The organism is Bartonella sp. B39, from assembly GCF_053795145.1.
The window spans coordinates 1308263-1325000 of the sequence record NZ_CP200036.1; the positions used below are offsets into that span (position 1 = coordinate 1308263).

The 16738-nt window shown below is 36.4% G+C and carries 10 protein-coding genes, 2 tRNA genes and 1 pseudogene; 7 read left to right on the forward strand and 6 right to left on the reverse strand.

Annotation, left to right across the window (positions count from 1 at the left end; translation table 11 throughout):
• Positions 1-237: 237 nt before the first annotated feature.
• The 4 genes from V4P57_RS06160 (at position 238) to V4P57_RS06175 (ending at position 2225) form a co-directional block, all read left to right on the forward strand.
• Entirely contained in the window at positions 238-360 is a 123-nt protein-coding gene (locus V4P57_RS06160) for a hypothetical protein (RefSeq protein WP_455465709.1), read from the forward strand.
• Positions 361-558: 198 nt separating this feature from the next.
• Positions 559-1371 (forward strand): 4-hydroxy-tetrahydrodipicolinate reductase, encoded by an 813-nt coding sequence (dapB, locus tag V4P57_RS06165; protein ID WP_455465710.1) that lies wholly within the window; start codon positions 559-561, stop codon positions 1369-1371.
• 29 nt (positions 1372-1400) lie between these two features.
• Positions 1401-2021 carry a 2,3-bisphosphoglycerate-dependent phosphoglycerate mutase gene (locus V4P57_RS06170; protein ID WP_455465711.1) on the forward strand — a complete coding sequence of 207 codons (621 nt, stop codon included), beginning with the start codon at positions 1401-1403 and terminating at the stop codon, positions 2019-2021.
• Between the two features lie 119 nt (positions 2022-2140).
• Positions 2141-2225 (forward strand) — tRNA-Leu (locus V4P57_RS06175).
• A 1257-nt stretch (positions 2226-3482) separates the two neighbouring features.
• Here the strand turns inward: V4P57_RS06175 and V4P57_RS06180 are convergent.
• A tRNA-Ser gene (locus tag V4P57_RS06180) sits at positions 3483-3573 on the reverse strand.
• Between the two features lie 305 nt (positions 3574-3878).
• Between V4P57_RS06180 and V4P57_RS06185 the strand changes: the two genes are divergently transcribed.
• Positions 3879-5081 (forward strand): porin, encoded by a 1203-nt coding sequence (locus V4P57_RS06185; protein ID WP_455465712.1) that lies wholly within the window; start codon positions 3879-3881, stop codon positions 5079-5081.
• Positions 5082-5975: 894 nt separating this feature from the next.
• On the opposite strand, the gene V4P57_RS06190 is transcribed toward V4P57_RS06185, so the two are convergent.
• The 4 genes from V4P57_RS06190 to V4P57_RS06205 all read right to left on the reverse strand — a co-directional run bounded on the left by V4P57_RS06190 (position 5976) and on the right by V4P57_RS06205 (position 12406).
• Positions 5976-6920, reverse strand: a complete 945-nt coding sequence (locus tag V4P57_RS06190) for an N-acetylmuramoyl-L-alanine amidase (RefSeq protein WP_455465713.1) — start codon at positions 6918-6920, stop codon at positions 5976-5978.
• 1091 nt (positions 6921-8011) lie between these two features.
• Positions 8012-10189, reverse strand: coding sequence for an isocitrate/isopropylmalate family dehydrogenase (locus tag V4P57_RS06195; RefSeq protein WP_455465714.1), 2178 nt, complete (start codon positions 10187-10189; stop codon positions 8012-8014).
• Positions 10186-10917, reverse strand: coding sequence for an alpha/beta fold hydrolase (locus V4P57_RS06200; RefSeq protein WP_455465715.1), 732 nt, complete (start codon positions 10915-10917; stop codon positions 10186-10188). Before V4P57_RS06200 ends, V4P57_RS06195 begins: the two co-directional genes overlap by 4 nt.
• A 292-nt stretch (positions 10918-11209) precedes the next feature.
• A complete protein-coding gene (locus V4P57_RS06205; protein ID WP_455465716.1) occupies positions 11210-12406 on the reverse strand; it encodes a multidrug effflux MFS transporter in 1197 nt (398 codons plus the stop codon).
• 810 nt (positions 12407-13216) lie between these two features.
• Here V4P57_RS06205 and V4P57_RS06210 point away from each other — a divergent pair.
• Positions 13217-13660 (forward strand): phage tail assembly protein, encoded by a 444-nt coding sequence (locus tag V4P57_RS06210; RefSeq protein ID WP_455465717.1) that lies wholly within the window; start codon positions 13217-13219, stop codon positions 13658-13660.
• 568 nt (positions 13661-14228) lie between these two features.
• On the opposite strand, the pseudogene pyrF reads toward V4P57_RS06210, so the two are convergent.
• Positions 14229-14873 (reverse strand): annotated as a pseudogene (gene pyrF, locus V4P57_RS06215) (orotidine-5'-phosphate decarboxylase); the annotation flags it as partial.
• Positions 14874-15296: 423 nt separating this feature from the next.
• Between pyrF and V4P57_RS06220 the strand changes: the two are divergent.
• On the forward strand, positions 15297-16385 hold the full coding sequence (locus V4P57_RS06220; RefSeq protein ID WP_455465718.1) for a DUF3792 domain-containing protein: 1089 nt from the start codon (positions 15297-15299) through the stop codon (positions 16383-16385).
• Positions 16386-16738 lie beyond the last annotated feature (353 nt).

Genomic DNA, 16738 nt, shown 5'->3' on the forward strand with positions numbered 1-16738 from the left:
AATACTCACATTGTTAAATAATATACTTCTACATCAATAAGCTCTTATGCATTTTATACACTATGTAATAAAGCATTAAAAGATAATGCATCATTCATAACTTGAATGATCTCCTCAAATACAGCAATATTCTCTCATTTTATCCCCATCTTGTCCTATCTTACTCTTATGATGAATCATAAAAACATTTTCTTGTATGTCACAAGAGAGATCAACATCAATATATGGAAAAAATCGTTGAAAAAAGCAGATGTGCTTCTTATAAAGCCACTTGATGCAAGAGCAGGAGCAACATTGGGAGCTGCAAATAGAATGACGGTGCCAATTTGTAATCCTTCATCCTGCAAAAATACATGTTAAAAAATGTATTGCGTAACATTCACATTATCTACTCTATAGCAAGAGCAAAAGTATCTCTCATCATACGCTTTCATAAACTAACAATTTCCTTACATAACTAAAGAAGCGAAATTTTCCCCTGTAGAGAAAAAGAACTGTTGGAAAGAAGGAAAGAATTTGCCTATACTACAAAAATTACAGTGTCATAAGGAGAAAAATATGCGCCTTACAGTTGTTGGTGCTAATGGAAGGATGGGACGCGAACTCATTACAGCTATCCAATGTAGAAAAGATATAGAACTTTGTTCTGTGCTTGTACGCAAGGGATCACCTTTTATAAATAAAGATGCCAGTACATTGATTGGTTCAGATTTTCTTGGTATTCGCATCACTGATGATCCCGAAAGCGCCTTTTCTAACACAGAAGGCATTTTAGATTTTTCTCAGCCACAAGCAAGTATTCTCTATGCCAACTATGCGGCTCAAAAAGGCCTCGTTCATATTATCGGCACAACGGGGTTTAGCGAAACAGAAGAAGCGGAAATTGCAGATTTTGCAAAATATACAACTATTGTCAAATCTGGAAATATGAGCCTTGGAGTAAATCTCTTAGCAAACCTTGTAAAGAAGGCTGCAAAAGCATTAGAATCTGATGATTTTGATATTGAAATTTACGAAATGCATCACTCTGGCAAAGTTGATTCCCCTTCTGGAACAGCTCTTCTTCTTGGGCAAGCGGCAGCCGAAGGTCGCAATGTTATGCTACAAAATGTTATTATCAGTGGACGCAGTGGTCATACAGGTAAGCGTGAAAAAGGCGCCATTGGCTTTGCCTGTTCACGAGGTGGAACGGTTGTTGGCGACCATAGTGTCACTTTTGCCGGCTCCAATGAGCGCATCGTTCTTTCACACGCAGCGCAAAAACGCTCTATCTTTGCCGATGGCGCCTTAAAGGCAGCTTTATGGGCAAAAACCCATGAAAATGGTCTTTATTCAATGCTTGATGTTTTGGGATTGAACAATGAACTTTAAACAATCAATATAATGCAGGAAATTCACGAATGGAACGCACACTTGTACTCATCCGTCATGGACAAAGTGAATGGAATCTCAAAAATCTTTTTACAGGTTGGAAAGATCCCGATTTGACAGAAAAAGGCCATGCAGAAGCAATAGCAGCAGGAAAAAAACTTAAAGAAACTGGTTTAAAATTTGATATCGCTTATACATCTGCTCTACAGCGTGCACAAAAAACGGCACAGCACATTTTAAAACAAATGGAACAATCAGACTTAAAACTAATAAAGACCCCCACATTGAATGAACGTAATTATGGTGATCTTTCCGGTCTGAATAAAGATGAAGTACGCCAACAATGGGGAGAAGAACAAGTGAAAATATGGCGTCGCTCCTATACTATTGCACCTCCGAATGGAGAAAGCCTACGCGATACTGGTGCACGCATTTGGCCCTATTATCTTCACCATATTCAACCACATATTTTGCGTTGTCAAACTGTGTTGGTCGCAGCACACGGCAACTCTCTTCGTGCTCTTATGATGGCGCTTGAAGGTCTAAACGGTGAAGAAATTATCTCTCAAGAATTAGCCACCGGCATTCCTATTATTTATACATTTCATCCCGACTCAACAATCGCCTCAAAAACAATCATTACACCTTAAGTCTCTAGAGTTATAAAAAACCTGAAGAAGTCGCCCAGAGAATTCAAACATTTTAAACTGCAGAATAAATTCTATAATTTTATTGACAGAGCTGCTTCACAAGCTTAGATGAATTTTAAGCCCAGATGGCGGAATTGGTAGACGCGCAGGTTTCAGGTACCTGTGCCGTAAGGCGTGGAGGTTCGAGTCCTCTTTTGGGCACCATTGGACTTTATGTTGCAAATAATTTGTTGATTTTTACGTCTTTTTTTAAGTATCAGATGCGTGAATAAAAGTCGGAAATAGGATTTTCCAACACACTTCTGCAATTTATTCTGAATCAGAATTTTTTCGAGGTATTTTTTAGTTACCCTAAACTTCCAAAATGTTAGCATTTTTGAAAAATAAAAACTTTTGAGTCCTTCTCTTACCACATTACAATCCTTAGGACTTAAAAACTTACCTTCAATATCTTTAAAAAATTATATTACTTTAATAAAATTAATATGTTGCACAAAAAACAGTTTAAAAAATAATATCTAAAATTTATTTTGCAAAAGATGCATATCCCCTACAAAAACAAAGTAACCTTATTGAGATTTCATCTACATAACTACTCGAAAAAATGAGCATAAAAACAAAAACTGTACAACGCCCTCCTCTCATTCATTTTAATGAAAGCATCAAGTTTTAACACTTCACATCAAAATCAAAAAAACAGTTCATCACAGCAAAAAATAGTGCAAAGGATTCCCCATAACAGCTTAGAACTTTCTGAACAAACAATTGGTCAAGGTTTGTTAGAAGATAAGCGGCCTAAAGCATGAAAAGAACATCTCTCAAAACAAATAAATTTTTCCTATTTAGACAGAAAAAACAGAAAAAAACATCACCAATGATGAAACCTTAAAATTTATGGATAAACTTGGATTGGTGTTCTCTCTGGCACAAAGTGCATTATGGTAATTCTATTTACATCAATGGGAAGACATGAAAGATAACATCTCACCTTTCCCTCACGGTACTGGTGCACTTTTCACTTTAAGACCAAAAGTTTCAACTCTAAACAAGTGCCTTTCTATTTGACCTGAACACACCATAATCCTTGAAATTTAACTATCAAAAGAAACATTCACTTGTGAGAAAAGCGAAAATAAATTTACCAAAAAAAGTCTTTGCAACTTACTTTGTGCAGCACGTTATAATCTAGAAAATTATAAAATAAGCACATGGATTAAGAAAAAGTTAGTAGTAATGCATACGATAAATGTAAGAACTATACTTTCATAAATGAATACGCTTTTAGGCTGAAGTGAATATAATACAGCATTGCTCTCCATCAAAATAACTGAAAAGAAAAAGGCTCACAATGGAAAAAATCGAGAAACTACGAAAAGATCGGAGATGGGTAAAAAGCAAATTAAGCGATCAAAGCACCAAAAATTTCCAACCCTATTTATGAATCATTGATTTTACTGAAAATGGCGGAGAGGAAGAGATTCGAACTCTCGAGAGCCTTTTGAGCCCTACTCCCTTAGCAGGGGAGCGCCTTCGACCACTCGGCCACCTCTCCAAGGGAGTGCATAAATGGTATCAACAGAAAGTTCAAGACATTTTCGATTTTTTTCAAAAATATCTGAGATTTTTCTTTTTTGATCCAATAGGATAAAAGTTAAGAGAATAAAATTGTGTCTTTTTTGCCACATTACCTTGAATAGTAAACAAATATCTTTCAAAAAGTTAATTTCATATTTGTATATCTAAAAAAGATCAGTATAGCTAGAACGGATTATGAGTATCGCGTATTTTTGCCTTTAATAAGTTGAATAAATAATATTCCCTAACAAAAAAGATAAACTATCTTCATTGGAGATCCACATGAGTGTTAAGTCCTTCTTTTTAAGCTCTACAGCAGCTTTGCTAGTTGTTTCTGGAGCACAAGCAGATTCAAAAGTGATTCCAGAACCAGAACCTGTAGAATATGTTCGTGTTTGCGATGCATATGGTAAAGGATATTTCTACATCCCTGGAACAGAGACCTGCATGCGTTTGTCAGGAAATGTTCGCGCTGATTTTCTAGGTGGTGATAACATCGGTGCAAAAACTGATGCTGAATTAGCTAAAAAAAGGAAAACCTATGGTGCATCATCACGCTTAACTCTTGTTTTTCAAGCTGCTTCTGAAACAGAATTAGGAACACTTCGTTCGTATGCGCGAATTTCCTCAGACTGGAAAAATGGTAGTAACGGATCTGGTACAAAACTCGCAGCCGCTTACATCGAACTTGGTGGTTTTCGTATAGGTCTTGATGATACAATTTTCAACAACTGGACCGGCGGCTATGGTAATGTTATGAACAGCGACAGCATAGCTCCGGCAGGTGCAACACGCACCAACTTTGTTTCTTACACCTTTAGTGGCGACACTGGCTTTTCTGCCATTATCGGAGCTGAATTAGGTAATGCCGATGGTCCCGCCCCTATCGAAGATACATACTATTACATAGATAAAGATGATAAGATTGCTGGCGTTCCTAACGATCAGCTTCCAAGTAAAAGAATAAAAAAATATACTCCCAATATAGTCTTCGGTATAAAATTCATGCAAAAATGGGGTGGTTTTTCAACGGTTGCAGCTTACGATGCTTATTATAAAAAGTGGGCTGGTAAAGTGCGCATAGATTTCAATGTTAACGATCGTTTCAACCTGTGGGTAATGGGTGGCTATAAAAATAACGTTGATTACTACACAAAGGATGATAACAATGTGCTATCACGACAGAGCACAACGATTTATGCAAATTGGGGAGGAAAGTGGGCTGCTTGGGCTGGTGCAACTTACAAACTTACTCCAAAAGCAAATTTGAATGCTCAAGTTTCTTATAGTGCTGCAAAAACCTTTGCAACTTCTGTAAATATTCAATACACGCTGGTTCCAGGATTCGTAATTACACCTGAATTAACTTATGTTTCCTGGAATGATGATCGCACTCTCAAGAATGTAAACAGTGATACATATACACATGCTCTGAAAGGAAAAAGTGCTTTGCAAGGTATGATTCGCTTTCAGCGCTCATTCTAATCTTATAAGTTTACACTTTTTTGAAACTGGCAGCGTCTGTTGCCAGTTTTTATTTTTTAACCATCTATAATCACATAACAATATCTCATGATATTTATGAGATACTATCTCTGACAAAAAACAGTTTACCTTTCAAAAACCATCCAAACAAATTAACCAAACGAATACTGCCGCACACACTTCATAGGTTTTTCACACGTGATTCAAAGAATATAAATTTTATCATTGCATTTATTATCAAAATTATGCCTATACACCTCCCAGCTTAGCATCATCAAAAACAAGCTGGATATATTTTCAAAATAATAGATCATATAAAAATGACATTGCTAAAATGAAGAACAGAATTTTTTGTATCTCCAGTAATTTGTGAATATGTTAAAATATTCACAAAAGAGCGGCACTGTCTCTTTTTCACAATTATGGAAGGGATGACACCCCCATTTTCCGCAACACATGTGCCTTTCTTGCTCTCTTCTTTCACACATTATCGGTTTTTGCTTGCATGCCAAAAATGTAAATCCAGCAATCTTTGCTTTTCATATCTGATATTATACATAGATGTGCATTAATCTAACACGCCACTTCTTCTCTAAGCACTCTTGGTAACCATGTTCTTTTGTATTGTGCACAACACTTTAACTTCATGTATCTTTTTTTAATGAGAAGTGTAGTCACTATGGTAAAGAAACGTAACCTTAAAGTCTGCCTCTACAAACAAAGCCGCCTTTTCTTCTTTTTCCCATTAATTCCTGTACTTACCATTTTGTGCTCACACCACAAGTAATCTTCTTTCTTTTACACAAGAACCAATCTCCAGAACCTAAAAAACCACTGTTAACAAAAAAAGTATGCTGTAGTAATTTATACATATTTAAACTAAGGTGAGCTGAATTAATCCAACGGAAAATACTTATCTACCAATGCATAGACAATTGCGGCTGTTTCAATATCGAGAACCCCATCATAATTCTCTTGACGAAAATGGAGCTGAAAAGCTCGTATTAAATTCTTATACCCGCTTTCTGTAGAGGCAATCGAAATATCGTATCCATATTGTTTTAGTTTAGCTAAAATATCCGCTTTATCTGGAAGAATTTTACAAAACTGCTTCTGATAGTGATCTTTTAATTCATCATCATACCATGCGCCTATACCCGCTTTATAAAGTTCTTTCCAAGGAAAAGCAGCCCCTGGATCACTTTTTCGCCCAACAGCAATATCACTGTGTCCAACGACATCGGTTGGCATAATATCTGGATAACGTTGAAGGATATTCAACGCAAGCTGTTTAACTGCATCAATCTGTATCGGATTATAGGGAGGAAACGTATATACCTCATTATCATAGGGAACTAAATCAACTGACCCAAGCTCACCAGCTTTATCATTTAATTTGCTATCCTTAGACAATAAGTGGACACCAACATGTTGTGCATGCTTATCTTTATCAACCGGATTAAAACCACGCATATCCTTCAGTCCGGCTTTAAGATACGTTTCCTCAAAATAATCTGTATGTTCAGTCGCTAAATTGACTATTTCAATGCCAATAGATGTATCATTTAGATTATTACGTCCAGCCCATGAGCTAACACCAGCATGCCATGCACGTTCGTTTTCATCAACAAGATTAAAAATACGCATATCCTTAAACCCCGCTTCAATATACGTTTTTTCTGAAGGATCAGGCACAAGATAGTGAGCACTGACCTTAAGCCCTGTAAGGGCTTCGATGGAAGCCTTAAAGTCAATAGAGGTGTAATGCATTACAAGAAAATGAACGCGACGATTAAAGCTTTTGACAGCACGATAACTATTATAATCAATATGATACATAGAAAAATCCTTTCTTCTTGTCTAATTCACTTGTGCCATCACACATTACAACAGATCATATTCAAAACGAGCCTTAACGCCATTGGAGAACAATTATTTTAAATACATATCTAACAAGTTATTAGTATTTACATGAATAATAAAATATCTATAAAATAAAATAATTATCAAAAAACAATAAAATATCAACATTATATCAAAATATAATAAAAAACTTACAGATATACTAAAAATATATTTTAATAATTTTATTTATTAATATAATGTTTATAAATTAATTAGCACAATAGGCAAAACATTCACAAAATTACTCATTTAATATTTATCTAAAATATGCACCTTACAAAGTTATTTTTGTTATAAATCTGAAATAATGTATAGCTACACTTTGCATTTCCTATTACGAGTAGCCAAGAGCATTCATTTTCATCACAATACTTCTGACTTATCAAAAAATACCCTTAAAAAACTTTGCGGCAATTTCTTGACAAAAGCTGGTTAATCATATGTGCAATTAATCTTTCATGGGCATCTATTTCAATGGAATTTAAAAGGCTCTTTCCTGAGCATAACAAAAGCGATAAAGATTCTTTTTTTGTTCAATAAAGAATTCTATCTCCGTTAAATTTTTTACTTCCCTCTACATCTTCAAATCAATAAATTGATTTATAAAGATAATTCATCATTTGCAAAGTAAATGCGAACACCCAATACAGTAAGATTTGTTATCTCAAATCCTCACATTCAATAAGCAAAAATTGTTTAATCAGAGATCAAGAGAGGGATCGGCATGTGAATAAAAATCATTGGCGAAAGAACTAAATGTGCCCTTCATCAACCATCTTACTGCAAAGGGTGCCAACATTGGAAACTGGTCAAATAATGATACGGCTGGCTTTTCCCCTTATAAACGTAAAGGAAGTGGTAGCAATAGAACTTTCACTATACATTCACAAACCAGATAGAAAAAAGGTTTGAGAGATACAGCTGAAATATCTCTTTAAAGAATACGCCCCATAGATTTTTTCTCAAAATAAAGAGGATACAGCAAATAATTTTTTTGCGTATTTTTGCATTAATCTCACAAGATATTATTGACTATCACACTCCCTTTTCAAATATCTTTTTAAAACAGACCAAGCCGCATATTCCTGTAAAACCACACCTAGAAGTGGTCGCGTATAGGGAAAAGAAATATGATCCTCACCATAGCCCTTTATCCGTACAGTCATGATGGCATGTCCAAGACTTTCCTTCTGATTTTCCAATGTCTCCAAAGAAGGTAACAAGCTAACCTCAACCTCAAGTTGTTGAATATCTTTTATCCCTTTTTCTATTGGTTGAAAATATTTTAAAAGGTGTGGATCATTGGCAAACCAATGAACCTCTGCATGATTTTCCAGTTGTTCACGGGCAGTGGTAATTTCTGCACCAACCAAATATGGACGAAAACGATCTTCAAATTGTTCGATTAAATGCTGTGCCAAGGGTGCCGATGACTGACCAACAAACTGCACAAGAACATAAGGACTTTTCCATAAAAAATGCCGCTCAAAGGGTTCATTGGCGAGATGATCATCAACCCAATGTGCAACGGTACTTTCATCAATTCCAATCAAAGTCCACGCATATTGAGCGCGCGATACAGAAGAATACTTCTTCTCACCATGTTCTAAATAATGTTCTAAAAGCGCAAGAGCTTGCGTAGGTGGACCAGGTAAGACAACAAGGGAACTCCCATCACAAGAGAGATAAAAACCAGGCGCTGTACCGATAGGGTTATCAAGCACTTTTGCTGTTTCAGGAAACAACGCTTGACGAGCATTACTCTTATCCGGTGCGATCCCTAATCGCTGCAATTGACCTTTTATCGTTTGCCAAACAGCTTCATGATGAATCAAAGGCCGCTGCACGGCTTTTGCAACCGCATCGCGTGTTATGTCATCCGATGTTGGACCCAATCCGCCACTGATAATTATGAGATCTTCTTGCCCAAGACAAGCAATCACTGTTTCACTAATTTGCTGTAATTGATCGGCGCAAACAAAATGACGCGTAACTTGAATATTTCTTTTATTCAAGCTCTGACTCAAATCCTGCAAATTTGTATTCAAACATTGCCCTGAAAGAAGTTCATCACCAACAGTAATAATCGCAGCACGACAAACAGAGACAGGATTTACAACAGATTTGAGAACAGCTTCAGCCATTTGACGTGTAGAGGCTAAGCCTCCTAAATCATAAGATACAGTTTTTCCAGCGCGAATAACCTGATCAACACTCTCAGATAATTGTTGTGCGGCATCTTTAAAACCTAAATGATCTAGAAGTAAAGCCGTGGTATAAAGCATGGCAGAAGGATTTGCTCTATTCTGTCCAGCAATACGCGGTACGCTTCCATGAACAGGCTCAAAATAAGCAATTTTGCTTCCCACATTTGCACTAGGTGCAAGCCCTAATCCTCCCATGACTCCAGCGGCAAGATCAGAGAGAATATCGCCAAACATGTTTTCAGTAACAATCACCCCAAATTGCTCTGGCTTGGTTGAAATCCACAGAGCAACCGCATCTACATTGTGAATATCTGTTTCGATCTCCGGATAATTTTTAGCAATTTTCTCAAAAATCTCTTGAGTAAATTGACCACTCTCCCGCACAATATTTGGCTTATCAGCAAAAGTAACCCTCTTAAAATCATACCTTCGTGCATAAGAAAAAGCGTATTCAAACAACCGCTCTAAACCAAAGCGTGTCTGCAAACTGACTGTCCACGCCGCCTCCTTAAGACCATATTTTTCTAAATTGGGATGTCTTAGCCATGCCGCTGTTTCAGATGTTATGCCTCGAAAATCTAACCCCGCATAGAGACCTTCACTATTCTCTCTGATAACACAAAAATGAAAAGGCTTTCTCGGACCAAAGATGTATCTGACAGGGCATACATTGGCAAACAGACCTAACTTTTGGCGTAGTTGAAGTACAGGAGAAACATACGTAGGTTTACGCTCTCTCAAATGCGGCTCAAGTTCTTTTAAAGCAGCTTCTTTTCCTTTATTGGTCACAGCACCAAGCAAAATAGCATCACTCTCAGTGATTTTTTGCCACGTCGCTTGAGGAACAGGATCTCCTTCCTGTTTCCAACATTCCCAACCAATATCGCCATAAGTTAATTCAATCGGCAATTGGAATTGCTCTAAGATCATCAGTGCAGCATCACAAACCTCTGATCCTATCCCATCACCAGGTAACACAAGAACCTTCTTTTTCATAATCCACTCATCCATTCAGCAAGAATTCTATTCGTCATAACAGGATTATCATCCCACAAACGCGTACCAGCACCAGAGATGATCTTATATTCATGATTGAAACAATGACTTCTTGTTTGATTATCTACGGTTGCAAGTTGCGACTCTTCACCTATCAAAGCTAAAAATTTTCCAGCGTACTTGATAATCTCATTTCGAGCATCCATTCCTAACAACAATTTAAATCCTCTTGTCATACGTTCAATGGCTATGCTTTTTTGCGCATCAGAAATCTCCAATAAGGCTCTTTTCTTCATAACACCACGAGGGTGCATAAAAGCATTGAGTGTTTCTAGAGCTCCTGATAAATCTTTATTTTTCAGAAAATTAAGAACACATCCAACACGCCGTTGCAAAAGAGCGTCTGGATAGCCTGGCGCATTCACGGCAAGCAAAGCTCGAACATTTGGAAGTTGCGCAGCCAATATCTGTACCAACATTCCAGCCATAGAAAAACCCACAAGAATTGAAGGCTCTTTAAGATATCTTTCAAGTTTCTCTGTAATAAAAGGCAAAATTCCCATAGGAAATTCATTATAAAAAGCAGAATTATGGGGAAAAAGGGACAATGTATCAAGTAGAGTAATTGAGAATCCTTTTGCCAAACATAGCTTTGTAAAGGAAGAACAAAAAACACCATGATCCCAAATTGGCATCACAGGAGAAAGAATAACAACACGACGGCTCATTATCTATCTCCCGCCCCTCTTTATTTTAAAATGTAGATTGTAGCAGCAACATCCCCAGTGAGGATAACTCTGAAAACCCAAACATGATGGAGCTCTATCATGCATAAAATCCTCCTCCCCGTAAAATCGCTAAGAATAGTCAATTATACTAAAACTAAATAAGCTAGGATAAATTTTAAGTATCCTCAATGCCACCAGCTTAATTAAAATTCATTCTCAGCTATGATCACTTCCACTCAAGCAAAATAACACCAAAATGTTTATGCATGATGCTCTCTATTTCTCATCTCACTCAGTCCATTTCCGAATGCATAAAACTACGCGCTTTGCAGATATAAATTATAAAACCTAATAAACAACAGGAAGCCAATAAAGCTGCCATAGTTTGTGGATTGTGCCCAGATATCTTTCCAATAACCGCAGCACTCAATGCTGCACTCCCTAATTGTAAAGCCCCCATCATACCAGATGCAGCCCCAGCAGCTTGTGGATGTGATGAAATAGCCAATGCTGTCCCTAATGGCAATAAAAAACCATTCCCAAAAGTAAGAACAGCGATAGCTACAAAACTCGTCACAAGTGGCCATGGACTCATATACATTTGCAAAGCAAATAGCATTCCCCCTATAACAAAAATGATATACCCTCGCCATACAGTTCTTTCCATAGATTCTCGTTTGAAGAACCACCGTGCCATGAGATTTCCCACAATATAGGACAATGAAACCCCAATGTAACTGTAACCAATATATACCGGTGATAAACCCAAAATTGTCAGTAAAAAAGGCGATTCCACAATATAAGCAAAATAAGTCATATAAGAGAAACACGGAATAAGTGCATAAAAAATAAATTGTTTATTTCTGAGAACTCCCAAACACCCCTTCACAAATCCTCTAGAAGAAAAGTGCTGCCGCTTTTGAAGTGGTAGAGTTTCCGTTAATACAAAACAACATAGTAAAATAGTCAGGAATATAAAAAAACTTAAAAAGATAAAAGTAGCATGCCAATGAAAAGCCTGTACCAACAACCCACCAACTAAAGGTGCAATCGCTGGTGACAGCCCAACAAAGGGGAAAACAATCAAGTAAAGCTTTCCTGCTGCTTGTTTATCAAATAAATCATTAATAATGGCACGACTTAAAACAATACCAGCACAAGCTCCAAGACCTTGCAAAAATCGTAACGCAAGAAAAGCGTGAACATTAGCAGTATAAATCACACTAAGTGTAGTAAAAAGCCACAAAAACAAGCCAAAAAGAAGCGTTTTTTTACGCCCGAAATTATCACTAAGTGGTCCATAAATGAGCTGCCCAATAGCTAATGCAAAGAGAAAAATTGCTACCGCACTCTGGATCTTGGATTCCGTAACTTGGTAAGATTGACGCATATCTTCAAGGGCCGGAAGAAAAATATCGGTAGAAATCAAACCTCCTGTTAATAAACATACGATAAGTATAATGAACGGTAATGTATATTTATGATTCATCAGGAAATTCACATTTATTAAACTTAAAAATATTTAATTTTACTTGTTTAGCAAAATAATAGTTTATATTTATAAATATAAATCTATTTTAACTTTATACACAGATAATATAATAATAACTTTTAATTATTATTTTACTTTATTTGATAATAATTCATCTTGTTGATGTATAAATCCAATGTATGATCTGCACACACACTCAACACGTAAATAAACACTTAGTACTTCACTTTATAATTAACTTTAAAGCAGCGCAAATCGCAATTTTAAAACTATACGCAAAAGAATCTAAAAGATCAAACCCCCCCTTCAGAGATATATTTCCCAATCCGAAATAGCGCATTTTGTTGTATTCATGTCTCTCTACAGTCATCAGCTTTTTTCATTGATATTATCAATAAAAACGCTCCTAAACTCTATCCCCTCTCCATAATAACAACATCACCCTCTCGACAACATCTTTTATCAGAATTGGTTTACAACGCTCCAAAAAAAGATAAACATACAAACCCTCCCCTAAAAAACTATCCACGCAAATATTATTATAACAATACAGCATATAATAGTGGCTCATGGAAAAGCCTTTATCAACACAAATAATTGAACGAATAAACTTAATAATCCACTAATATTATAAAGTAAATTGTGTTTCTGTCTCCCCCTAAAATCCAAATTCATCTTGTACATTTTTTTAAGTTTTCATCTTACATAATCCTCAAAATTTTATTGTACAACTTATTGATAAATATCATATATTATTGCTTTCATGAATCAATCTATATCTAACTTAGAAAAAAGGGGAAACTATTAATGAATATGGAGCTACCAATCACATACTCGTTACTTGTACCCATTAAAGTTGAAGGAAAAACATACACAGAAATTACCTTACGTCGCCCAAAATGTGAAGACTTAAAAGCAATAGAGAGAAAGGAAGGCATCGAACGATCATATGAAATGCTTGCCTGTCTTTCAGGTTGGCCTTATGATACCATCAATGAACTTGATGCTCTCGACTTTTTAAACATTAAAGGCATTCTTGAGCCTTTAGCAGAAAAGATGTCTAAAACGCTTGATAAAATGAAAACGATCATAGAAATCCTATCTGTTAAATATTTCAAAAATTTTACAATCAAAATAAATAACATCGATGCGTTCATGAAAAGAATAGTCGGTGAATATACTTTAACCGGCAGTAAACTCAAAGAGTGCAAAGCAACGTTTATAAAGGCACAGTTGAAACAGAACGCATGACGGCCATAAATGCAAAAATTGAGACCTATAACATCTATGAACCGATTATAACACATAATCCTCTCAATACCCAAGATCGCACAACTTTTATAAATTGTACTATCTATTCAATACAAAACGGTCCATCAAACCAAAGTGATTTTATATTGTATAAAAAACCTGAGTGCGAAACTAAAAGACAACCTTTGGAGATAACCTTAAAACTTTTAAACATTGTCTCAAAATTTTTGAATTTTCCTCCCTGGTTCTGGAAGTTTTTACTCAAATAACTTAGAAAATTTTTCTAGCATTGTTTTGATATAGAGAAATAAGAGAACGAAAAACAGCTTAGAACACCAATGTTTCTTTCTTCTCTTTTATCTCTCATAGATTTTTAAATTGAATACTTTTGATATTTATTTTAAATAATTGAAGCATTCTTTTAATTATAAGTACAGTACAAAAAACTAAAATTTTAGAAAACACATTGTTTTACAAAAAATGAAATAATAAAATAAAGACTCCAGAATTTCACTTTTTACCTTCAAACACAATCAATGATGGAGAAGCGTTTACAAAGTTTTCCTCTTTTTAACTGTTCGATTGTGTCTTTTGATTCAGATCCCAACGTTGCTCCTATAACCGCACCTATGGGGCCAATATTATGATGGAGAACCGGAGACTGAGAATTATAATCACAAATACGTTGTGCCAAATGAATAGAAAGTATTTGATCACCAATGCGCGCATTTCGTATTTGTTTTCCCTCTGGATTAGAGGACTGAACAACCACAAAAACCCCTGCTCCTGTTTCCTCTGCAATCTTGATCAGAGGAATAAGAGCATCAAAACCCAAAAAAGAATTGACTGTCATGGCATCAGCTTTAAACGCACTGTTTGGACCGAGCCAAGCTTGACCATAAGCTTCAGCAGTAGAGCCAATATCCCCCCTTTTTGCATCAGCCAGAACCAATAAACCTTGTTCATGTGCATTTTCAATAAGTTCTTTGAGAGCTTGAAGTCCTTCAACGCCATATAATTCAAAAAATGCAACTTGCGGCTTTATGATACCCACTTTTCCAATAACCGCTGTTAAGAGGATATCACAAAACTCTCTTAAGCCTTTATAATCACAGCTTAAATTCCATGATTGCAAGACTTTATGGCTAGGATCAAAACCGATACAAAGCGGTCCATATTTTTCTCTCTGTTTAAAAAAAGTTGAACAAAACATTCTTCACCCTAACACAACCTCTCTTTAAACTTTCTGATACAATCGCAAAGGAATTAATTTATCGAAACGACCGGTAGTATGTTTTCATAAAATTTGAAAATATTTTCCAATTTCACAACATCGCAAACAGAACAAGCAATCATTTCATAAAACAACCTCGTTATGCACCCTTCTGTTTCTTTCCTCCAAACCATCTCTAGTAATTCAAATTCTCAATAAACTGTTCTCTGGAGCAAAATTTCGCAAAAAAAGATTTAACCATAATAGTTCCATTATCAAAATCCTTGATACCCACCTACGATAAAAATCCATCATAATCACTATTTTTTTGTTTTTTTTCTTTTGAGTGCATATTTATTCACTTTTGGAACATAATTGCTAAAGGTTCATTTTATCTCCAGCATCATTCAAGGAGATAAACACATGGAAACCCGTATTCCGATAGAAACATCATTCGATACACACTTTTTAGGAGAAAGCTCACTAGAAGAAAAGTATCCACTTTTTTACACACCCATTTCATGGTCGGCAATCTTTGCTGGACTTGTGACATCCCTCGCCACATCGATCTGCCTCTCTTTTTTGGTTGCAGCGTTAGGCTTAAGTCAAATGGATTTCACCTCTTCAACCCCTTTTGAAGGCTCTTTTTTGTCTTTTGGCATTGGCTCTCTTATCATTGCACTAATCAGCCTTGCGTTGGGAGGATTTGTTGCTGGACGTTTTGCAGAATCGTCAGGAAGCCTTCACGGCTTTCTCACTTGGGCTCTGTTAACACTTCTCATGACCATCCAAGCCATTCACGTTGTTTCAAGTACAACAAAAATAGGTGCTAAAGCTGCCCTAGAAAATAGCTCCATGATTCAACAACCCCTAGACAGCTTCAAAACGAATATTTCCCCCCTTTTTTCAAAATTCAATAGCGAAGACTTTGAAAAGTTTTTAACAACGAAAACAGATAAGATCGTTGATTTTGATAAACTACGCGGTGAATTGCACACATTTCTCAACGAAAGTGACATTCCTTCTCTTAACCCTGAGCGCTTGAAACAGTCTTATCAGGCAGCTCTCAAGGATATTGGTTCTGCGGTAACGGCTTTTAAGAATGATCCTTCTCACTACCGCACTATCTTAAAAGACCTAGGTGATCGTCTTTCTGATCGTGCACAAGCCATCACGGCAAAGTTTGATCGAAGCGATATCATCAATGGCCTTATGAACAATGGCATGTCGCGTGCACAGGCACAAAAAACTGCCAACACTGCGCTTCATATTTATCAAACAGCAGAGGAAAAAACTGCCCAGGCAATTGAAGCCCTCGAAGAACAAACTGAAAAACTCTCTAAAAAGCTTGATAGCTCGATAAAAGATGCCCGTCATACTGCGAATAAAGCTGTTACAAAAGCATCACATATGGGATGGTGGGGTTTTCTAGGCAGCCTGATTGGTGCCGTTATTTCGAGTGTATGTGGTTATTATGGTTACAGAAGCCGTAGAGGTTCTTTCAAGTTTTAAAAACTTTTCCTTCATAAAATATAGAACCAATAAAAAAGCTGCACCGATTATGCAGCTTTTTTGTAAATTCTTCTTGAAAATCCTCTAAGATATAGAGGGATGCGTGACATAGATTCTCTCTCCCTTGACATTGAGCAAGATTCATTTTCCAATAAGGATAAAATCGCTCGCTATCTTGCCCCCTTATTTGTCATCTCGCCCCCTTAATTTATCATCTCGCCCCCTTAATTTATCATCTCGCAAGTATGTTGCGCATCCCGCTTGGAGCGTTGGTGACACTGCCTAATCACTTATATGCCCATGACCTTTATATGCGTTTTGACGATTCAATGGTTCATCGCTCCCATTTCCTT